The organism is Vibrio fluminensis (genome assembly GCF_015278125.1).
Taxonomy (GTDB): Bacteria; Pseudomonadota; Gammaproteobacteria; order Enterobacterales; family Vibrionaceae; genus Vibrio; species Vibrio fluminensis.
In genome coordinates this window covers 1-22055 of the sequence record NZ_JADILO010000040.1, presented here as the reverse complement: position 1 = coordinate 22055, position 22055 = coordinate 1, and the positions used below count along the sequence as shown (strand labels likewise).

Annotated in this window: 17 protein-coding genes and 7 tRNA genes; 8 read left to right on the top strand and 16 right to left on the bottom strand. The window is 43.1% G+C overall.

All coding sequences use genetic code 11. From position 1 onward, the window contains the following. Position 1 precedes the first annotated feature (1 nt). Both IRQ95_RS19920 and IRQ95_RS19915 read right to left on the bottom strand, forming a co-directional pair. Positions 2-1141 (bottom strand): exonuclease SbcCD subunit D, encoded by a 1140-nt coding sequence (locus tag IRQ95_RS19920; RefSeq protein ID WP_194439222.1) that lies wholly within the window; start codon positions 1139-1141, stop codon positions 2-4. Between the two features lie 97 nt (positions 1142-1238). Then, positions 1239-2324 carry a ketoacyl-ACP synthase III gene (locus IRQ95_RS19915; RefSeq protein WP_194439220.1) on the bottom strand — a complete coding sequence of 362 codons (1086 nt, stop codon included), beginning with the start codon at positions 2322-2324 and terminating at the stop codon, positions 1239-1241. A 542-nt stretch (positions 2325-2866) separates the two neighbouring features. On the opposite strand from IRQ95_RS19915, the gene IRQ95_RS19910 reads away from it, so the two are divergent. The 3 genes from IRQ95_RS19910 (at position 2867) to IRQ95_RS19900 (ending at position 5541) form a co-directional block, all read left to right on the top strand. Next, the gene (locus IRQ95_RS19910) at positions 2867-3373 is read left to right on the top strand and encodes a general stress protein (RefSeq protein ID WP_194439219.1); all 507 of its coding nucleotides are present in this window, start codon (positions 2867-2869) and stop codon (positions 3371-3373) included. A gap of 384 nt (positions 3374-3757) precedes the next feature. Further along, a complete protein-coding gene (gene trxC / locus IRQ95_RS19905) occupies positions 3758-4192 on the top strand; it encodes a thioredoxin TrxC (RefSeq protein ID WP_194439217.1) in 435 nt (144 codons plus the stop codon). 188 nt (positions 4193-4380) lie between these two features. Then, positions 4381-5541, top strand: coding sequence for an MFS transporter (locus IRQ95_RS19900; RefSeq protein ID WP_194439215.1), 1161 nt, complete (start codon positions 4381-4383; stop codon positions 5539-5541). A 23-nt stretch (positions 5542-5564) separates the two neighbouring features. On the opposite strand, the gene IRQ95_RS19895 is transcribed toward IRQ95_RS19900, so the two are convergent. Next, positions 5565-5966 (bottom strand): nitrous oxide-stimulated promoter family protein, encoded by a 402-nt coding sequence (locus IRQ95_RS19895; RefSeq protein ID WP_194439212.1) that lies wholly within the window; start codon positions 5964-5966, stop codon positions 5565-5567. Between the two features lie 161 nt (positions 5967-6127). On the opposite strand from IRQ95_RS19895, the gene IRQ95_RS19890 reads away from it, so the two are divergent. Further along, positions 6128-6562 carry a DUF4174 domain-containing protein gene (locus IRQ95_RS19890; RefSeq protein ID WP_194439210.1) on the top strand — a complete coding sequence of 145 codons (435 nt, stop codon included), beginning with the start codon at positions 6128-6130 and terminating at the stop codon, positions 6560-6562. Between the two features lie 79 nt (positions 6563-6641). Here IRQ95_RS19890 and IRQ95_RS19885 read toward each other — a convergent pair whose 3' ends face one another. The 6 genes from IRQ95_RS19885 to IRQ95_RS19860 all read right to left on the bottom strand — a co-directional run bounded on the left by IRQ95_RS19885 (position 6642) and on the right by IRQ95_RS19860 (position 10762). Continuing rightward, positions 6642-7199 (bottom strand): PqiC family protein, encoded by a 558-nt coding sequence (locus tag IRQ95_RS19885; protein ID WP_194439208.1) that lies wholly within the window; start codon positions 7197-7199, stop codon positions 6642-6644. Beyond that, on the bottom strand, positions 7196-8845 hold the full coding sequence (gene pqiB, locus IRQ95_RS19880) for an intermembrane transport protein PqiB (RefSeq protein WP_194439206.1): 1650 nt from the start codon (positions 8843-8845) through the stop codon (positions 7196-7198). Before pqiB ends, IRQ95_RS19885 begins: the two co-directional genes overlap by 4 nt. Then, entirely contained in the window at positions 8838-10151 is a 1314-nt protein-coding gene (locus IRQ95_RS19875; protein WP_348541634.1) for a PqiA/YebS family transporter subunit, read from the bottom strand. Before IRQ95_RS19875 ends, pqiB begins: the two co-directional genes overlap by 8 nt. 221 nt (positions 10152-10372) lie before the next feature. Beyond that, positions 10373-10446, bottom strand: a tRNA-Cys gene (locus tag IRQ95_RS19870). 28 nt (positions 10447-10474) lie between these two features. Beyond that, positions 10475-10550: transfer RNA gene (locus tag IRQ95_RS19865), tRNA-Gly, on the bottom strand. Positions 10551-10675: 125 nt separating this feature from the next. Continuing rightward, a tRNA-Leu gene (locus IRQ95_RS19860) sits at positions 10676-10762 on the bottom strand. A gap of 395 nt (positions 10763-11157) precedes the next feature. Here IRQ95_RS19860 and IRQ95_RS19855 point away from each other — a divergent pair. Both IRQ95_RS19855 and asnA read left to right on the top strand, forming a co-directional pair. Then, a complete protein-coding gene (locus IRQ95_RS19855; protein ID WP_194439203.1) occupies positions 11158-12744 on the top strand; it encodes a methyl-accepting chemotaxis protein in 1587 nt (528 codons plus the stop codon). Between the two features lie 138 nt (positions 12745-12882). Beyond that, a complete protein-coding gene (gene asnA / locus IRQ95_RS19850) occupies positions 12883-13890 on the top strand; it encodes an aspartate--ammonia ligase (RefSeq protein ID WP_194439202.1) in 1008 nt (335 codons plus the stop codon). Positions 13891-13958: 68 nt separating this feature from the next. Here the strand turns inward: asnA and IRQ95_RS19845 are convergent, their stop codons facing one another. The 7 genes from IRQ95_RS19845 to IRQ95_RS19815 form a co-directional block, all read right to left on the bottom strand. Then, positions 13959-15911 (bottom strand): tetratricopeptide repeat-containing diguanylate cyclase, encoded by a 1953-nt coding sequence (locus IRQ95_RS19845; RefSeq protein WP_194439200.1) that lies wholly within the window; start codon positions 15909-15911, stop codon positions 13959-13961. Positions 15912-16070: 159 nt separating this feature from the next. Next, a tRNA-Cys gene (locus tag IRQ95_RS19840) sits at positions 16071-16144 on the bottom strand. Between the two features lie 118 nt (positions 16145-16262). Further along, positions 16263-16349 (bottom strand) — tRNA-Leu (locus IRQ95_RS19835). Positions 16350-16434: 85 nt separating this feature from the next. Continuing rightward, positions 16435-16508: transfer RNA gene (locus IRQ95_RS19830), tRNA-Cys, on the bottom strand. Between the two features lie 118 nt (positions 16509-16626). After that, positions 16627-16700: transfer RNA gene (locus tag IRQ95_RS19825), tRNA-Cys, on the bottom strand. 226 nt (positions 16701-16926) lie between these two features. Next, complete coding sequence (gene viaA / locus IRQ95_RS19820; RefSeq protein WP_194439198.1) at positions 16927-18372, bottom strand: ATPase RavA stimulator ViaA; 1446 nt, start codon at positions 18370-18372, stop codon at positions 16927-16929. A 9-nt stretch (positions 18373-18381) separates the two neighbouring features. Further along, a complete protein-coding gene (locus tag IRQ95_RS19815) occupies positions 18382-20043 on the bottom strand; it encodes an ATPase RavA domain-containing protein (RefSeq protein ID WP_194439196.1) in 1662 nt (553 codons plus the stop codon). 270 nt (positions 20044-20313) lie between these two features. Here IRQ95_RS19815 and IRQ95_RS19810 point away from each other — a divergent pair, with 270 nt between their 5' ends. After that, a complete protein-coding gene (locus tag IRQ95_RS19810) occupies positions 20314-20835 on the top strand; it encodes an NUDIX domain-containing protein (RefSeq protein WP_194439194.1) in 522 nt (173 codons plus the stop codon). Positions 20836-20869: 34 nt separating this feature from the next. Beyond that, complete coding sequence (gene ltaE, locus IRQ95_RS19805) at positions 20870-21874, top strand: low-specificity L-threonine aldolase (protein ID WP_194439192.1); 1005 nt, start codon at positions 20870-20872, stop codon at positions 21872-21874. Positions 21875-22055 lie beyond the last annotated feature (181 nt).

Sequence of the window (22055 nt, the reverse complement as noted above, 5' to 3'; positions counted from 1 at the left end):
ATTATGCCTCTTGCTGGCGTGTTAATTGAGTAATGATTTCACTCACCGCACTTTCTTGGTCGGCAGTCAAAGGCTCTTGCTTCGCTTCTAGGAAGAAATCTTTAAACATGTCTAATTCTCCACGAGCCAAACGAGCTTTACCCATTTGTTGCTCGACACCCATTAACATGCCCGGTTTTTCGAGGTGTAAGACGTTAGGATAGACTTTGCGCAACTTTTCCATTGGGTCAAGAATCGCATGCTTATCGGTTAGACGCGCCAAAATATAATCATGATTGTTTAGATCGGTTTTACCCAATTCCAGTAAAGCTTGTAACTCACCTTCAATAATGCGCATTTGGTGAGGCGCCGTCAGCGCAATATGTGTTGCAGATTTAAATCCGTCTTGATCGAGCTCGACCAAGGTCATTCCCTTCGCTTGATGCTGCTCAGAAAAGCTGTACTTCATCAACGAGCCTGAATAGCGGATGTACTCTTCGCCTTTCTTCTGTGGCTGGTGCAAATGCCCTAATGCAACATAGTCAAACTGAGTGAAATGCTCGTGGCTAACACGATCAGAACCGCCGATAGCCAGTGGACGCTCTGAGTCTGATTCAATAGCACCATCAACAAAACAATGACTAATTAATACGTTTTTTTGCTCAGGCACAAATTGCTGATGGATAAGTTCTGCCAACAGTTGATGTGCTTGATCGTGATCTTTTACCGGCTCTTTACTGTAATGCCGTACCAGTTCAGGATCGTTGTAAGGCATGCCATAAAAGGCGACTTCACCGATATCACTTGGAATAATGACCGGTTTTAACATCTCATCAAAATTAGCGATGATGTGTAAACCGGATGACTTCATCTGGCTGGCTGCAAACCCTAAACGCTGAGCCCCATCGTGGTTACCGGGGATGATAATCACAGGTACAGAGAGTTCGCCACATACCTTTTCAACAAATTGACTCATCACCTCAATCGCCGCGGTTGGCGGTACACTACGATCATATATATCCCCGGCGATAACGAATGCATCGACTGGGTTGGATTCAAGATAGGTAATAATTTGTGCAAGTACTGCTTGTTGATCTTCAAGCAAGGATACGTTGTGAAATTGGCGACCTAAGTGCCAATCTGAGGTATGAAGGAACTTCATTTGCGCCCTAGTGTTGTCTACTGACTAATTGTTTGTCTTCTAAGGCGCAAGTTTATCATTCTAAGTGGCTTGTAACTATATTCAAGTTAACAGGCTGTTAGGCAGGTTTGTTTTTACACTGCTCAATCGCATTCTGTAATAGCTCAAGAGCAGTTAACTGACATTCAACCAACTGTGCGTCACTACTATCAATCGGAGTCACACGTTCTCCCCACTTGATATGACCCGCTCCCCAAGTTAAGCCTGCACCAAACGCTGCCAAAAGTAAGTTATCGCCTGGCTTCACTTTACCTTGTTCTAGCGCTTCACAAAGTGCAATTGGTACAGTCGCTGCCGAAGTGTTACCGTAATTTTGGATATTCAAAAATGCTTTATCTTGGCTAATGCCTGCCATATCACATAGCGTCTGGATAATACGGATATTCGCTTGGTGCGGAATCACTACATCCACTTGATCTGTAGAGAGTTCACTGCGTGCCAAGACGTTGTGTGCTGCTGCCCCCATCCCTTTAACTGCTCGCTTAAAGATCTCTTTACCAACGAAGTTAAAGTCCCAATGTCCGTTGTCGGCAGCAAAACGGTCCATCGAAGTACCAAACTTTGGCACAGCCAAGATATCACGACCTTTCGAGTCACAGCCAAGTTGAGCTTGTTGCAAACCAACTTGCTGCTCGGTTTTACTCAGCACCACCGCGCCTGCACCGTCGCCAAACAACACAGCGGTATCGCGTTGTGTCCAATCAATGTAGAAAGACAAACGTTCTGCGCCGATGACTAATGCATGTTGGTAGTTACCCGCTTGAATTAAGCGCGTTGCGGTTTCCAAACCATACACGAAGCCAGTACAAGCAGCATTTAGGTCGAATGCTGCCGCCCCTTTAATGCCCAGGTTTTGTGAAACCTTAGAGGCTATATTAGGAATCAGTGAATCAGGAGAACATGTCGCCACAATAATCACATCAATATCTTTGGCTTCAATACCAGCACAAGCAATCGCGTGCTGAGCAGCCACTGTCGACATGTCTGATGTTTCTACATGGCTTATGCGGCGGTTCTCAATCCCGGTTCGAGTACGAATCCATTCATCAGACGTATCGATAAAGGTACTTAAGTCGTCATTAGAAAGTGTCGCGGGCGGTAGGCACTTACCCCAACCGCTAATTTCTGCGTAATAGTTGGTCATTCTTCGCCTTTGTGTGTTCTTGTTTTACCTTCGATAGTATAACTATACCTACCCCACCTCAAGTCGACCTGAATCTAACATGTTGATTAGTGTGATTAGGCAAATAAAAACACACCCTGAATCTGTTATTTCTGCATTAAGCTCTCGATTGCAATCAGCTATGAAAGTTATTAATCCGACAAACATGCCGTTTTCCAAAAACAAACACCTCAAAACACTCGCCTTGCAAATCATACCTTCGAGCTTTGCATCCACTGCTTGTCATATTTTCACTATGAATCAAAAGGCCACTGGTTGCTTATTCGGCATGATAAAACAGCAGGATTAAATGGGATATGGAAACAATCTAATTCCATTAGTGCTACTATTTTTGGCATAAAACTTTCCCTTAAAAATCATTGATTTATTTTTATACCAAGCGACGATTAATACAATCTTAATGCTCAAGAATAAGCGTTTCTTTCTTCATTCGTTGGTGGGAGTATCCAGCCATAGCGATTAACTAAAACAATATTCAGCGAATTCCGAAAGGGAGAGATGTTATGAAAACACAAGATAAAGTCATCACCATCGTAAATACTCACAGTGAAGCAGAAACGATCGTAAAAATGCTTAAAAAAGAGCAATACGACGTGTCAAAAATCTCGATTTTAGGTAAAGGCTACCATAGTGAAGAACATGTTGCTGGTTTCTACAATACCGGCGATCGCGTGAAAAACTGGGGTAAAACCGGCGCATTTTGGGGTGGTGTATGGGGTGCTCTCGTTGGTGCCGGTATGTTTTGGCTACCTGGCGTTGGTGCTCTGATGGTTGCAGGTCCAATTGTCGCCACGGTGGTTGGCGCAGTTGAAGGAGCGGTAGTCACTGGGGGCGCTGGTGCAATTGGTGGCGCACTTGCCAGTATCGGCATTCCACAAGACAGCATTGTAAAATACGAATCTGCCATTAAAGCTGATAAATTCTTAGTGATTGTGCATGGCGATGCCGAAGACATTGTAAACGCTCGAGCTATCTTAGCTGACTATCAAGCAGATCACATTAACGCTTAATTTTGCTTAAGTTACCCTACCTAAACGCTTAAGCATCTAGGCAGCCTCGGCTGCCTTTTTCATATCCGAGGTTTCGTTATACACATTATCGTTAGATAAGCTTTGCTGCCTCTTTGCCCAATCACTAATTTCTATCTAATAGCCAGTCGTTATTAGCGTTTATACCCAAGGAACCTCGAGATGCTAGGTTCAGCGAGAATGACTTGGTTTGTAGACGCGGCGGCGATTTAAAGGTCTAGTGGGTCTAAATCAAGAAGTCACTTGGGTATATTTTTCTTATTTCAACTTCGATAGTATAACTATCCCTCCTATCTCACATCGATATAAATCTAAGCGGTTAATTGATGTGTTAGGGCAAAAATAAAAACAAAGAGAGAAATAGTCATGTCAACATTCAATACTCGTTGCCCTTCTTGTCAGGGTGTCAATCGTGTTCCTAGTGAGCGTATTTCAGAAAGCCCAAAATGTGGTAAATGCCAACAACCATTACTTGACGGTAAACCAATTGAAGGCACCGAATTAAACTTCGCATCCTTACTTAATAGTGACCAGCCAGTCGTTGTTGATTTTTGGGCACCTTGGTGTAATCCATGTGTCGGCTTTGCACCTGTTTTCGAACAGGTTGCTGAAGAGCAAAATGGGCAGCTTCGCTTCGTCAAAATTGATACAGAATCACAACAAAACCTCGCAGCCCAATACCAGATTAGAAGCATTCCAACCATCATGGTGTTTAAGAATGGCAAAAGAGTAGATGTCATTAACGGTGCATTACCGAAAAGCCAGTTCTCACAATGGTTAAACGAAGCCATAAAAAAATAATTTTATGCAGTTTAAGTCGGAAAATTGCATGATTTTCCGGCTTTTTGCATATAATTATACGCCACAACCTCTAATAAAATTCTTTTATCGTTAAGAGAAAAACATTTCATTTTACCGTTGTTCAAAAAATCCCCATAGTCGCGCCCATAAACCACCTACTTTTTCACTTATTTCTTGAGGGTACGACATTGGAAAACACTCTTGCTACTGCGCCAAAAGCTCGCATTTCAGTCCCTGTGATTGCGCTTGCTCTATATGCGGTTGCTTCTGGCTATTTGATGAGCTTAATTCCGCTAATGCTTCCACACTACGGTTTGGAAAGTTCACTTGCGAGTTGGTTAGCCAGTGTGTTTTATGCCGGTCTTCTAGTCGGTGCAATGGTATTTGAACCTATCGTCAATAAAGTAGGCCACCGTAAAGCTTTCATCTGGTGTTTGATTGCCTTTATCGCAACAATTATTGTTTTGCCGACTGCAGTTTATGCGTCAGCATGGCTTGTATCACGTTTTATTGCTGGTGTAGCTGTAGCTGGCGTATTCGTGATTGTAGAGTCATGGCTACTACATGGCGACGAAAGTGCGCGCGCTAAACGACTAGGTTTGTACATGGGCTCGCTATACGGCGGTAGCTCACTGGGTCAACTCGGCATCGGTTTCCTTGGCATCACGGGCAGCATTCCGTTTATTGCTATTTTTTCGCTATTAACATTAGCAATACTAGTACTGATGTTTGGTCGCAGCGATCAACCTGAAGAAGGTCAAAGCAGCGCACTGTCACTAAAGCAAATCAGCAAATTAAACCATGCCGCGATCATCGGCTGTATCGTTTCAGGTTTAACGCTAGGAGCTATCTACGGTTTAATGCCTGTAGAACTGCATAACCGTGGTATAGCTAACGACAACCTAGGTAGCCTAATGGCACTTGTGATCCTCGGTGGTATGGCGATTCAACCACTGGTACCTTGGTTCTCGAAGTACTTAGGTCGCACTCTGCTGATGGCAATGTTCTGCTTACTAGGCGTCGCATCAATCAGTTTGGCGGCAATGAACGAAGGCATCCATGTTTTAGGTGTTAGCTTGTTCATCTTAGGTATGGCGACATTTGCGCTTTACCCTGTAGCGATCAATCTAGGTTGTGACAAACTAGACCCTGCATACATTGTATCGGTAACTCAAGTAATGCTATTTAGCTACAGCGTTGGCTCGGTAGCAGGCCCTGTCCTAGCAGACAGCTTTATGATGGGTGAACAAGGTTTGCTTGGCTACCTATTCGCAGCACTGCTTGCGACTTGCATTTACATGCTACTGGCAAGTATCAAAACCAAACGCCAAGCAATGGCTGGCGAATAATATTTCAAAACAAGATAAGGGAGCTAAGCTCCCTTATTTTTTGTTCGTTGATGACGATTAGATTGATTAGCGGCGGGCTTACTACTTGGCTCTGCTCGCCTCTCATGCAATAGATGACGAATCGCCAAAATGGGGTGCGGCAGCAACATTCTAGGTCCCGAATAACGCATTACTGCTTTCATCTCAGCTTTTGGCTCTGGTTTGTAGCAATGAATCGGACAACGATTACAAGTAGGCTTTCTCTGACCATAGGGGCATCGGTCTAGACGCACTTCGGCATAATCCAACAAAGCTTCACATTGCTCGCATAACGCCTTGCCTCGCGGTCTATGATGAGCCTTACAATAGATCTCCATCATATAGCCTACCGTTTGGTACTCTTTCAAGAGCTCTCCAGACAAGATGTCAGATTTGGGCTTTCCCATACTAGTCACGCTTTTTATTAATAATCGGTTAATCATACCATCAAAGGCACTGGATTGGCTCTTTCGCATCAACTCTAGCGAATACATTGTTTGAGCTTTGACACTATACTTACCGTATAAAAGGAGAACGAATGGCTAACACAATGATGTAGGAAATATCTATGTATCGACTCCTAGTAATGTTCGCGTTGATTGTATCCTTTTCAACGCAAGCCTATCCCAGCTATGGTCAATATTGGCCTCATCGTAGTGTCATTTTTTTCGCGCCTTCTCAAGATAAACATGTCGAGCAGTTTGAACTGGAAACACTGCTCAATGATTGCGCGCTCACAACTCGTGACGTTGTCACCCTAATAATAACCAATGATGGCTACACGCAACCTACTTGGGTAGAAGAGCAATTCGATCTGGGCATGTTATATAATCTTTATCATGTTAAACCTGACGAACATGTCGCCATTCTCATTGGCAAAGATGGCAATGAAAAAATGCGTTGGGGTAAATCTACTGATTGGCATAAAGTTAAACAAACGATAGATGATATGCCAATGCGTCAGCGAGAGATGAAAGATAGACAAGACCCTTGCTCAATCTAATGTCACAATAGTCTTAGAATTGAATGGATATAAAAAATGCCACGTACGTACGTGGCACTGTTTGAAAGAAAGTAGAGGGTTATAACGCGCGACTAATCGTTGCGACTGATTGCTCTAGTGTAAGGCTTAGCGCTTCAACCAATGACGGATAGCCTTCTTCTGTAAGAACCGCCTTGTAACTAAACGGGGCGCCCTCTGCAATATCACCACGTTTATCAATCAACAACCACTCCCCAGAAATTTCGGCATTACCTTGGAAGCTACCGTTAAACCTATCCAATTTGATTAGCAATTTATGGCTGTCTGCCAAATTTAATGATGGCTCTAAATTAACTGGCCAGTATTTAGTTTGATTGGCCCTCAACGTATCAATAGTTGAATCTTCAACCATATCAGCCAAGCTCATCGCCCACTGATTTTGCTTAGCCTCTACAATGGACGTATCTGAAGTACGATAAACGATACCATTAACGTCTAAATAAGGCGCCAACTCAACTTCAACAACGAGCAACGGGGCACTTTGACTCGCGATCTGTGGTTGCTGCGTTTCAAGCAGAAGATAAACCTGATTGCTTTCTGTGGCTTTTCCCGCACAACCACCAAGGGCCAACATTAATATGAATAGGTACTTTTTCATTCAATGGTTCCTTTTACCGGTACAGGATCAACAACACTGTCTTCACCAAAGATAAGTACATCCGGTTTTTTATCAATTTTCTTTAGCACAGGCTGCAAAGCCTTCATGGTTTTCTCTAACTCGACCAAGCTATCATCTAAGTTTTGATAAACACTCGATGTGGTGTTAAAGCTGCTCAATGTTTGCTGAATCTCTTGCAAGCTCTGCTTAATTTCTGCGGGTAGTGATTGAGTATCATCACTTTCAACCATTAGACGAATGCTATTCATCGTTTTCTCTGCAGCAATTAACGTGTTTTCCAATTCCGAAAGCGAACGGTTTACAGAGGCCACACTTTCATCAAGCGGCAGTTCACTCAAGTTATTAAGAATTTCCATCATCTTAGTTTGAACTTCCGCTAACTCACTTTGCATTGATGGAAAAATCGTATAACCATCAATCTCTTGATTAACATAGTTTTCTTCAGGATCGATATAGTCTAAATCAACGTAAAGCGCGCCCGTTAGTAAGCTACCGGTATTCAGTTTGGCTCGTAATCCATTAGTGAACTCACGCTTCACTAGGTCCAGCAACTGTTCGTTGGTGATGGACTCACCGTGCTCAAAAATTCGTCTTGGCTCTAGTTTAATTTGCACGCCAAGTTTCGGTACTTCAAAGCCATCTTTTAGATCGGCTCGTTTCCAAGGAACCTTAGTTACCGTACCAATTTTCAGCCCGCGGAATTCTACTGGTGCACCGACTTTTAAGCCACGTAGTGAATCGTTAAACATGATGACAAATTTAAGTGACTGGCGATAAATGCCCTCTTCAGCATCGCTCTTGCCATCGTATAACGGAAACTCTCGATAATCTTTTGCTACCACAACGCCTTGATTGTCTTTTTCAAGCGTGCCAAAACTTACGCCACCACCAAGCAGAGACTCTATTGAGTCAATTCGCACTTTAAAGCCTTCAGCATTGAGTTGAAGGTCTACACCCGAATTGAGCCAAAATTGACTCGCGGTACGTACGAGTTCGTCAAATGGTTTGAAAATAAATAACTGATACTGCGCGCGTTGCTTTTCTGCATCGATGGTCACTTTTTCAACTCGCCCAGCAGTAAAGCCTTGATATATAACTGGGTCACCAACATCCAACTGACCAGCCAATTCATGAGTTAGAACGACGCGCAACCCTTCAGCATTTGGTGGCGCTACAGGAGGGATATCTAACACGTCAAAACGAGTTTTACGCGCATCAGACTTGCCCGGTTGTAGTTGTATATACGCACCAGAGAGAAGCGTCTCAAGACCTGATACGCCCTCTTTACCCACTCTCGGTTCGACAATCCAAAATAGACTGTCATCACGCAACATACGCTCTGCATCTTTATCCATTTGTGCTTTTACGATAATGTGCTCGTAGTCTTTGCCTATCTTTACATCCGTGACGACGCCCACTTTCACATTAAGCGCCTTAATCTGAGTTTTACCCACCTCAATGCCTGAAGCATCCGACATGACTAGCGTCACTTCAGGGCCAGTACTGTTGACGTACTTAAATAACATCCAGATGCCAATTGCTAATGCAACTAACGGCACTAACCAAACCACAGATAGGTTCGATCGTGTACTAACATTCGCTTGAGCATCATTATGATCACTCATGTGTATTGCACTCCTTAAAAGCACTTCCATTACTCCAGATACTTCTAGAGTCAAATGAGATTGCAGAAAGCATAGTTAAAATGACCACAGCCGCAAAAGAAAGCGAAGCCGGACCAGGCGTTATCGCCATTAAATTGTGCAGCTGCACAAGAGCGACCAATATAGCCACCACAAAAATATCTATCATCGACCAACGACCGATAAATTCGGTCACGCGATAAAGTTTTTGTCGCTTGATCGCTCGCGAATAAAGGTATGGCTTAGGTCGTTTAGCATTCCAGTAGATCCACGCAAGCGCCAACATCTTTGCCATCGGAATAAATACACTGGCGATAAAAATGACTAACGCTATCGGATAAGAACCTAATTGCCACAGCAAGACGACCCCACCCATAATTGTCGATGGCGTCTCGCTACCAAGACTCGTGGTGTACATAATCGGATATAGGTTGGCAGGAAAATAGAAAATGACTGCGGCTATCAAGTAGGCCCACGATTTTTGTAGGCTAGTATTGAGATCGTAAGGGTGTAGTTTTGAACCACAGCGATTGCAACTCGCTTCACTCATTAAGTTGATCTGATGACATTGATGACAATCGACATGATTTACCGATAGATGGTCTTGGCCAGCGACTACCCCTGTCATGGGCTTATTCGGTAATAACTGGTTCCATACCCAAAAGCGATCAACCAAAGAAATCGCTTTTACGACAAGTACTGTATAGGCACAAAACGCCCAAAATGAATAACCTAAGCCAATGTCCGCCATCGAGGATATTTTGATTAAACTCACTAATACGCCAATCAAGAACACATCCGCCATCAGCCAAGGTTCGAACCTAAATATCGACTTACACAACACAAGTAGTCTAGAGCTTGGCTTGATCAACTTACCTTTACTCGTCTGTTGCCAAATTCTAAAGTACAGATAAGTGACGATAACTAAGTACAAGGCAGGTAACGCAAGTACAGTAAGCAGCAAAAGCAATGCCAAAGCGCTTTGCTCAAATGCGTCGAGCATGGCCACCGTATTGATCAGAAATATTTCTTGAGTGATGCCTTTTACACTAAACGACATAAAAGGGAAAAGTAGACTGATTGCCAGCATCATTAAACATGCCGTTGAATACGCAATGAGCGTTTGGCAAGGGGCGATACTGATACTCGATAGTGTATGACTACATCGAGGGCATTTTGCTACTTGCCCTTCATCTAATTGAGGAATTTGGCTTACCAAGCCACACTCTTCACACGCGATGAGTTGTGTTGGTTGCGGACAGTTATCGGGCACGTGCGATGTTCTCACTTTGTTTCCAAGCTACCTACAATAATCTTAGTTCGATAGTTGGTTTTTAACCTGCGCTTAAAAATTTACGGTGCGTAATGTATCACTAATAAACTTCGTCGCGTCATGATTCGGCAAATTAATCGCTGAAATAAATCAAATAAAACAAAAACATCGTTTTTCGATACCGAATGCTTTACTTAGTTAATTTGAGGAACTTGGAACAGATAAGTATTTAAGAATGGAGGCGCCTCCCGGAGTCGAACCGAGGTCCACGGATTTGCAATCCGCTGCATAGCCACTCTGCCAAGGCGCCTTAAAAACCAAATCACCAGGAAGTAATTTGGAGCGACACACGAGGTTCGAACTCGTGACCTCAACCTTGGCAAGGTTGCGCTCTACCAACTGAGCTAGTGTCGCATTTGTTATCTAAGCTTGCTTAGCTTACACAACGAAGTTTGATGGTGCCCCGGCCAGACTTGATGACCCGACATATCGGCCGGCACTGTCTAGTGGGATGTTAATTCACGCATCTATTATAATGATGGTGCCCCGGGCCGGACTTGAACCGGCACGACGCGAACGTCGAGGGATTTTAAATCCCTTGTGTCTACCAATTTCACCACCAGGGCAACGCATACAATGCGATGGTAACACCATCTGTTCTCTCCGACATTTGCCGTGAGAACGAGGCGTACTTTACCGGAATATTTTTTTCCGTCAACAATATTTTCTTAAATATCAACCAAGTGGGCATTTTACGATCATTGTGGTGAGTTATTAAACCATGACGAACAAAGAACAACCAAAACCACACAGTAAACTGTACTCATCAATCTGGCCTCTCTCACTATTGAACTGATATTTTCAACGTTTGATACAACGTTAAACCTTACAAATCATCTATTTGTTCATGTTTTAGCCATCAACTTGACTTGCATCATATCGATTACATCTCGTACTTCCCTACTATATTGACAAATAAGTAAAAAAACCGATTCCACATCATTTGATTAATGGATTAAATATGAACGCCAAGCTTGCGAAAACGGCGCCTCAAGATGCGCACCTAAATAAAGAATTCAGTCACTCTGTTAATTTGATTTCAACGACAGATCCATCGAGCTACATTACCTATGCCAACCATGACTTTTGCGAAATCGCTGGCTACAGTGAGAATGAGTTACTAGGTAACCCGCACAATCTCGTGCGCCACAAAGATATGCCGAAAGCTGCTTTCAAACAAATGTGGAGCTACTTGCAATCGGGAAAAAGTTGGATGGGGTTAGTAAAGAACCAATGTACTGACGAAAAACACTATTGGGTATCGGCTTTCGTCACACCTATAAAAGATGCTGAAGGCAATATTATAGAATTTCAGTCCGTACGAACCAAACCAACTCAGGCTCAAATTAGTCGCGCTTCTTCACTTTATTCAAAGCTCAACGGAGGTAAAACACCGAATTCCGTGCGTTTTGATTTTCACAAACTGTCGATCTCATTAGCTGCATTAGTTCTCTTCGTCGCTATCGGCTTGTCCACAATGCAACCCCATTGGCTCACCTTTAGTTTAGCCGCAGCATCAACGCTGTTACTGGCGAACTCTTGTTATCAATTTAGACGCTTCTCCGTATTACAAAAATCAGCGCAAGATGCTTATTCAAACCCGTTGATGGAGAAGCTCTACACAGAACATTTCGACTGCTATTCTCAAATTGAACTGGCATTGATGATGCGTAAAGCTGAACTAAGAGCCGTTACTGCGCGTGCCACTGAAACATCGGGGCACATACTGATTTCAGCAGAAGATGAATTTGGCACTATTCAATCAATGTCTCAGAGCCTCAACCAGCAATGTGCGGAAACAGAGCAAGTCGCGGCGGCTGTTGAAGAACTCACTCAATCAATTGCTGAAGTGTCCAACGCGGCATCTTCCGCGTCGATAATGGCAGAAGAAGCAAATGAGCATTCCAGTAATGGCCTTGCTGCAATTGAAGCGACCATCAATGAAGTGAACATGTTAGTAAGTGAGCTCAGTCACTCACAAAATATCATCAACCAACTCGCACAAGACACGCAAAAAATAGATGGTATTCTCGATGTCATAACTGCTATTTCAGAACAAACTAATCTGCTCGCACTAAATGCAGCAATTGAAGCAGCCCGTGCTGGTGAAGCAGGCCGCGGTTTTGCGGTGGTCGCAGATGAAGTTCGAAACCTTGCGTCAAAAACAGGCTCTTCCGCCAATGAAATTCACGCCATGATTCGACAACTGCAAGAGACGGCAACCAATGCGGTCAGCACGATGGATAAAGGGCTACAAATGTCTGAGCGATGCAAAACACGAGCAGACGAAACTGGAGGTATGTTGCGAAACATTTCCACCCAGCTTGATAATGTCAATGATAGCAGCCATCAAATTGCGGCTGCGGTTGAACAACAAGCTTCGGTTACTCAAGAGATAAATCGCAATATCTTCAATATAAAGCAGTTGGCTGATGAGACATCTATGACCTCTCACAGCTCGATAGATCGAACTCGTCAGTTGGTTGAAAGCATCGAGGCGCTGCAACGCTTGATGGAACAATTCCAGATAAAAGACCAAGCCAGTTAAGGTTACCGTAAAGAAAAATAGCACCGACTGTTGATGATGCTCGGTGCTAATTTTCTAAGTAATTTCAATTAACAAAAGTATGGACGAATACCCTTCCCTACCGTAAGGTATTGAAAAAATGAGAACAAAGGAAGTTCAATGAAACTACAGATCCCAGAAAACTACCAACCTTTACTCGAGTTACGCGATACAGAAGTTGCGATCAAGAAGCTAAAAGATTATTTCGAAACCGCTCTTGCTTATGAGCTTTATCTCACTCGTGTATCTGCGCCACTCTTCGTCAAACCTGAGACGGGTCTTAACGACAACCTAAACGGTACTGAGCGTCCGGTAAGCTTCGATTTACTTGATGACAATGGTGCTAACGTAGAAGTTGTTCACTCTCTAGCAAAATGGAAACGTATGGCACTTGGTCGATACGGTTTTCTTGAGGATGAAGGTCTTTACACCGATATGAATGCGATTCGTCGCGATGAAGAACTCGATAACATTCACTCAATTTACGTTGACCAATGGGACTGGGAAAAAGTGCTTAATAAGTCGATGCGTAATGAAGAGTATCTCAAAACAACCGTTGAAAAGATCTACAATGCGTTCTTAAAGACTGAAAACTATATCTATCAAGAATATCCTGTACTAAAGAAACGCCTGCCAGCGACAGTCACCTTCATTACCTCACAAGAGTTGTTGGATAAATACCCAGATCTTGATGGTAAAGAACGTGAAAATGCAATTTGTAAGGAACATGGCGCGGTGTTTATTCGCAACATCGGCCATACCCTATCGAACGGTGAAAAACACGATGGACGCGCTCCAGACTATGACGATTGGAATCTTAACGGTGACCTTCTGTTCTGGAACCCAGTACTAGACAGTGCATTAGAGCTTTCATCGATGGGTATTCGTGTCAGTGAAGAAAGTTTGAAAGAGCAACTTGCCATTGCCGGATGTGAAGATCGCGCTGCGCTACCATTCCACAGCCAAGTGCTAGAAGGCTCACTGCCCTACACTATCGGTGGTGGTATTGGCCAATCTCGCATTTGTATGTTCTTCCTACAAAAGGCCCACATCGGCGAAGTTCAATCATCAATTTGGCCTGACACCATGATTGAAGAGTGTGAAGCGAACAAGATTACACTCTTATAAATAATATCCAATCAGCAAATAGAACGCCCCGCAAAGTGAAGTGACTCCGTAAAAGGGGGGCGTTTTATTTAACTCCAAATCACTTGATTTCGTCCATCTCGCTTAGCTTGATAGAGGTTAGCGTCTGCTTCTAAGAAGATGCTTTCGTGCGCAAGGAGTTCCGCAGGTGTCGCTGCACAGCTGACTCCTATAGAAGTTGTAACGACTAATTTTCCTTTATGAGTAACGAAAGAAGTCCTAGCGATAACTTCACGAACCTGTTCAATTCTCGCCAAGCTTGCCTCATCAGCTTTAATTAGCCACAAAAACTCTTCACCACCCCAGCGGACAAATAGCTCTCGCTCGTTTATCCATGGCTGCACTAACAACGCAAACTGTTTTAATACTTCGTCACCGACTAAATGACCGTAACTATCATTAATTGATTTAAAATGGTCCAAATCAAATAATGCAAGATGATAGCTTACTCTTCGGTCAACGAGATCAGTCTTATTTAGCTGTTGGTAGTAATAATGGCGATTGTGTATGCCAGTAAGCTGGTCAATACTCGAATTATGTTCGAGTAACAAATTCTCTCGTTTAACCAGATACGTTCGGATATACATCCCAATCACAACCAGTATAGCAAGTAAGCCAAGCCACTTAGCGCATGTCAAATACATACTTTGACGACTCAACGCTTGACGGTTCTCCTGATACTGTTTATTTAACTTATCTCTTTGCAATGTCAGATCGAGGCTCTCTTGGGCATGTGTTAAATCCTGCAGCTTATCACGAAGCTGACTATTTTCCGTACGATAGACTTCTTTTGCCAGTGAATATGCCGACACAAAATCACTACTCAATTCAAAAATAGTTGCCTTAAACTTGAGTGCTTTAAGTAACGAATGTGGGTTCGATCCTTGTTGGAAAGATGTCAGACTTTTATCTATGGCGATTAGTGCAGCGCTGTAATTCTCTTGCGCGACCTCTAAACTAGCCAGCTTGTAGTAACAACGACCTCTATTATATAAAAACTCTTCGCCTTGGCTTAAAATCAGACACTGTTCAATCAAATTTCGAGCAGTAAGGAAGTCACGTTCTAATAAGGCAATATTCGCACTACCCCTCAGGTCAAGCAAATAGTAACGCTGTGTTTTCGCACCGAATTGATAATATTGATTGGCTTGCTGATAGGCACGCTTTGCTTGGTCAATATCATGTAAATAACCATAGAGTACTGATTCATTGTACCAATATAGCTGTTGAGTATTTGCATCAGGCTCTGGTAATTGTTGATGTAATTTTCTTGCCTGCTGGATATGAGGCAACGCTTCAGCCCACTGCCCCATATAAGTATACATTTTATACAGATTATAATAGCTCCGACTTTGAGAGAGCAGAGCGTCATAGTTTTTAGACAAATATATGCTTCTAAGTAGATATTTTTGAGCTTGGATTAGCTCATTTTCAGACAACGCCATCCTACCCAGCCAATTAAGCAATCTGGGTGTGAGAAACATATAATTTTTTTGTTCAGCTTTCTTTAACGTGTCTTCCAGCAGTATATACCCCATTCTCTGCTGGCCAGAATGCCACGTATATAGTGCTAACTCTGCTTCAAGTGATACATCCATCCAGTCAGCTTGAGTAACCGCATCAGGTATTTGAATCATCTCGGCTGTGATCCAATCGTCATCCAGACTTAAACTAAGGTTATGCAGAATGACATACAGGTAGGCATGATCTATCAATGAAAACTTGGCTCGTTTTGATAAAGCCTCTACGATTTCTTTTGCTGTCAAAGAAGGGTCCGTATGTGATTTTTCTAGTAACTCCCGCCATTTATAACTTGGGGTTACATGGCTGTCGTTTAACCATTCTTGCCATGTGATACTTGATAAGTCTTTACTAGATGCTCCTACAGTTTCAGCTTGCCCAATAACTGCTCTATCGATAAAAAAATGATATTGATAGCAAAATAACGATATTAGGCATGGAAGCAACAACGCAAATGCAAATTTAACAGCACGAGATTTCAAGCAAGTACACCGATAGAAAAAGGGGCGCAATATTACAACGTAATTTGCACACGAGCAATCGTTTACTAAATTGTTGATATTAATGGGAATTATATAAAAACCACAAAGAGTTATTTAAAGATTTGAGTATTTTTAGGAGATAGAAACTAGAATAGAGAATGGAGGCGCCTCCCGGAGTCGAACCGAGGTCCACGGATTTGCAATCCGCTGCATAGCCACTCTGCCAAGGCGCCTTTTTGTATTCCAAGAGGAATTTATAGAGTTAGATGGTGCCCCGCGCTAGACTTGATGGTCCGACATATCGGCCGGCACTGTCTAGTGGGATGTTAATTCACGCATCTATTGTAATGATGGTGCCCCGGGCCGGACTTGAACCGGCACGACGCGAACGTCGAGGGATTTTAAATCCCTTGTGTCTACCAATTTCACCACCAGGGCACACAAATCTAAATTTGTGAGGCCTTTACCGAAGTAAGTAAAACACCATCTAGTCACCGACATTAGCATGTCGTCAACTTTAATATGGAGGCGCCTCCCGGAGTCGAACCGAGGTCCACGGATTTGCAATCCGCTGCATAGCCACTCTGCCAAGGCGCCATAATTTGAGATTCAAGAGCAATCTTGCAACATCAAAGATTTTTGCACTACAACCTTATTGTGGTTAAAGGCAATATAATGCTTTAATCTCACTGCATCATTTCGATTAAGAGAATGATGGAGGCGCCTCCCGGAGTCGAACCGAGGTCCACGGATTTGCAATCCGCTGCATAGCCACTCTGCCAAGGCGCCTTAATGAAACGCTTAAGTTACCCACCGCTGCGTTCGCTGCACACTTTACGGATTCTGAGGTGGGAGTCAAACAAATTTCTAAAAACTTAGTTTGTTTGCTGATAAATAACGCAGATGGATGAGTATTTGATCTAATTGATTAAATTATCTCACCCTTCCTCGCATCAAAGATTCTGCACAAATTTGATAGCCCGAAAAATCGAGCATCATTGAATAGGTCATATCATTACCACTTACGCAGTAAACGACCGACAATATTAGGGTGATATGCCCAATTGTGATCAAACATACCTAGCAAATCTGGATTACCGTATTTAGATAGTGATATCGCGTGGAAACGATTCGAGCATTTTTTCAGCTCACTAACTTTATTCTGTATTTCTGCCATCGGCTCAGGAGCAATAAAGTCAGAAATCACCACCATGTCAGCGTTTCTATAACGGTCACTTTTCATCAAATCGATAGTTTGCGATAAAACAGGTTCGATATCCGTACCCCCGTGAAAGCTATAACTTAAGAAGTCACTTGCCTCTCGCAAGCCATCTTGTTTGGTCAATTCATAAGTGATCACTTGAGTAGAAAACAGCATCACATAACAATCACGGTCCTCCGCTAACGCCATTTGCATCAATGCATACGCCATCGCTTTGGCACATTGTTCTGGAAAACCACTCATCGAACCTGAAGCATCAATACAGACAACAAACGGGCCTTTCTCTATTTCTGCTTTGCTATGGTCACTCTTTTGCGCGCGGATTTTTCTTAACGTACGTGATTTGCCCTGCGTTTTATAATTCATTAGGCGTTTATCAACCAAGTGCTTATAAAACACCACTTCAAGTTCTGGGTAGGCAAGAAACATGGTTTCGTTAGGAAGAAGCTTGTTAAGATCATCGCCTTCATGAACCCCGACAATATCGTCTGTCGCTTCATCTGAGGTTTCTTCCACAACTTTTAACTCTTCATCCGGAGTTCGATTCAACTCAGGATCATTAACCTCATTCGCCATACGGCCCAACTGTTCAGCGATCTCCTGTAGCGTCTTATTCTTTTTCAAGAATTCCGCATGACGCTTCATGACGGTTAGATCGGTTTTGGTCAGTTTCGCCGACGCCATATCCCATAGCCGACCAACACTGTTTTCATCCCCTTCTTGCGTCACTTTCTCCATGTTTTTCATGGTTTCCATACGCTGATAGAGATCTTTTAATACTTTTTCTTTGTTCGCTTTCAACTCTGTTAATTGCGCTTGGCGAATTGCGTCCGATAAGCTCTGATACCATCTATCACAGAAGTAGTGGGGAAACATAGGGTTACTTACACCCTTGTTTTCTTCCAACAAGCGACGAGCCTCAATATAAAACGCACTATGCCACTCGAGTTTTTTCACCACATCAGGAGCTTTTAAGAAAAACGTCGCTTCATCCCAATGAATCACCTCTTGATAAAGAGAGAGCTCTTGTTGAAAACGTTCCGTTTCGCAGACTTTGGTAATGCGCTTTTTCACACTACCACGCCATTTCACCAAGTGGTTTTTAACCGAGGTTTTCATCCCCCGGTTTTCAGCCATCGCCATCACTTGTGTACGAGCCATCAAATCATTAACCGCACTGTCTATCATGCCAGAGTCGGCAATCATGAGTGCTAGGTTTAAGCCATCCGCGCCTAACATAACCGTCCCCTAAGAGAAGAATTGATCGAGATTTCTAAAGCGAAAAACCGTTTTTTCACATTCAGTTTTGGTTGTATCTAACTGTTGTTGTAATGATTGCAAGCTTGATTCCATGACTCGCGGCAACTCAGGGTTGAGGAATCCATGTGGTAGCGCACCGTGGAAGTTTGATTTCACTTTACGTAGATGAAACTCTGCGTCTTCTAATTGACGCAGCGCATTTTCAGATTTAGTCAGCCATTCTTGGTAGACATCGCTATCCAAGCCTTGCTTTGTCACGACACAAACCAACACAGCGCGATTGGCAATGTCTTTTATGACGAGTTGGTCAGAAGCATCTAATTCAAAACGCAATCGGCATAAGTTGGTATTTTTGTTGACGTAACCATACACATCCCCCTGACCATCTTTGATTACGCGCTCAAGTTCATTGCGTGGCACATACACCCAACGGCTATCACCTTTCTCTGATTCAGAGACAGACATATTGCTTTGAAGAAGGACCAACTTGACAAGATCGCTGGCATTATTAATTCGATAGGATTTAACACCAGATAGGTCAAAGTGGTGAATGTTCTTTTTGATTATCCCTGTTGTCGTTTCTGACGTCAGTGGCATTGAAAATTTGTTTTCAAGTTCCTCTTGCACGTCATTGAGCTCTTCACGGCAAAAATTAATTTGCTGTTCTACTTCTTGTTGGTCAAAAGCATAGTTAAGGGCAAATTCCTTGATCACCTGCCAAACAATTTCACGCGACTCAGCGCTGTTCCATAAGCAGTCTTGTAAAAGAAGTAAATCCAAAGGGTTAATAGCGTCACGCCCGTTAAAGTAGGCGCTCGCCTTAAGTAACTTAACTGACTTTTTCCAACGACGATCAGACACATACATGTCTGACTGCGCAAATTCAACACCAGCTTGCTCGGCTTTTTGTTCAAGTAACGATTTAAGTTGATAGAGTTTTTCAAACACTTCATCGTTAAGTGACAAGCCATCCAGCTCTTGTTGCCAGAGGTGATATTCTTGATCGGTTATTGCAAGACCATCCGGAATCTTGGCTTCTTGGGGAGTGCCAACAGTGAGCATCGATTTAAAATTCTGTTTGTCTTGGATTCGATTAACAAAAACCCTCACCAACATTCGATCATATAAGGCTTCTAACCCACTGTCCTCATCAGGTAGTTCATTCGATGCCGAAACCAAAAGACGCATTGGCACTCGTTCTATTTCACTACCATTTTTGAAAGTTTTCTCGTTCACGACGGTCAAAAGGGTATTTAAAATGGCAGGACCGGCTTTCCAAATTTCATCGAGAAACACAACTTGGGCAGTAGGAAGGTAACCTTCTGTTAGACGAACATAACGTCCGTTATCTTTAAGTTCTTGGATACTAAGGGGGCCGAATACCTCTTCTGGAGTCGAGAAGCGAGTCATAAGGTATTCAAAGTAGGAAGAGTTATCAAAGGCTTGGATTAATCGCTTGGCAATTAAGCTTTTTGCAATGCCCGGAGGACCGAGTAAGAATACACTTTCACCCGCGAGGGCCGCAAGAAGGCACATTCTTATCGTATCTTCTCGTTCATAGACCCCGTCTGACAATGCCTTAGCGAGCTTATTAATGCGTTCTGAAAGTAGTGCTTTATTTGAATAACTTATTTGGGAAAGTACCGTCAACTGATGCTCCTTTTAAGAATACTCAAGACTTCAATATAACGTTAATTAATTGTTACTATTTTGTTATATACGGAATTGAACTTAAGAGCAAATCTTTATAGCAGATAGGGTTTCTGATGAACTGTTTGAAATCTTTGTTTACATATTTGTGATACGCATCAATGTTCATTTGATAGATTTATGCGCACATGATTTCACAAACGCTTTCTTTCCTATACATAAGCCGTTAATGTAGCGAAAAACCTAAATATCAACGGCAGTACCAATCCAGTGACAGACAGAAGAGTAGTACATCAATGGAAGCGAATCGCACTTATTGAAGAGTGCGTTGAACTACCAAACGGTAAGCAGATCACTCATACCACCATCGCTCACCCAGGAGCCGCGGTGATTCTGCCCATCGATGAAAATGGCAATATTGTGTTTATCAATCAATATCGCCCTTCACTGCAAAAATGGCTGCTAGAGCTTCCTGCTGGAACTTTAGAAGCTAACGAACCAATCGAAGCCTGTGCAATGCGAGAGCTAGAAGAAGAGACAGGTTTCAGTGCCGAGGAGCTCTATCCCCTTGGTCAAGTCACTCCCCTAGCCGGCTTTTGTGACGAAATTCAGCATCTTTTCGTAGCCAAGAAGTTAACTAAAACTTCTCGTTATCAGTGTGATGATGATGAAGTGATAGAAGTGTTACGTATCTCTCTTGCCGAAGTGGAACAAATGATCATTAATGGCAGTATCAGCGATGCAAAAAGCATTGCGTGTTTAAGCAAAGCTAAGCTGTGTGGTTATATTTAATTAACTACGGCTTTGGATCTAAATAGGAATAATGATGGATTTTCGTTCTGATACGGTGACGACACCGACCCCTGCAATGCGCAAAGCAATGGCAGAAGCAATTGTTGGCGATGATGTTTATGGTGATGACCCAACGGTTAATGATCTTGAGCAATGGGCAGCAGAGAGGCATGGTTTTGAAGCTGCACTTTTTACCACCTCAGGCACGCAAGCCAATCTACTCGGCATTATGGCACACTGTGAACGTGGTGATGAGTATCTGTGTGGGCAGCAAGCGCACAACTACCGTTACGAAGCTGGGGGCGCAGCCGTTTTAGGCTCAGTTCAACCTCAACCTATTGAAAACGCACCTGACGGCACACTGCCATTTGATAAACTTCAAGCAGCGATCAAGCCAGACGATATTCACTTTGCTCGCACTCGACTTTTAAGCCTTGAAAATACCATCAACGGTAAAGTGCTACCGCTTACTTACCTAGCGGAAGCACGCGAGTTTGCAAACAAAAATGGTCTTTCAATGCACCTTGATGGCGCGCGTGTATACAACGCAGCGGTCGCGCTTGATGTCGATGTCAAAGAAATAGCTCAGCACTTTGATTCCATGACAATTTGTTTATCTAAAGGTCTGTGTGCGCCGATTGGATCACTTTTGCTTGGTACGAAAGCGTACATAGCCAAAGCTCGCCGCTTAAGAAAATTAGTCGGTGGCGCAATGCGTCAAGCAGGTGTACTCGCTGCTCCTGGTAAATTGGCGCTAACCGAGCAAGTGACACAACTTAAACAAGACCATCTCAACGCTAAACGACTAGCTGAAGGGCTTGATCAAATTGATGGCTTTAGCGTCAATAGTGAGTTCATCCATACTAATATTGTTTTTGCTAAAGTCAGCGACAGTGTTAATACTCAAGAACTCGTCGCAAAGCTAGCCGAAGATGGTATCAAAGTTACCGCAGGCAACCCAATGCGTTTTGTTACCCACAAAGATATCTCTGCTGATGATATTGAGATCCTTTTAAACAAAATCGCTCATTACGTCTAAAAAAACAGCGGTCGTGCGTTTCAACTATTGAGCTTCCCCCAAGGGGAAGCTCAGATTGATGACGAACCCCGCTTTTTCAAGCGGGGTTCTTTTTTGGAAGCGACCGTAGGTCGCGATCGCGATATTTTTTGTTATACCGTGCGCAGAAGCTTCCATTCATTACATAGGCATACAGAAGCAA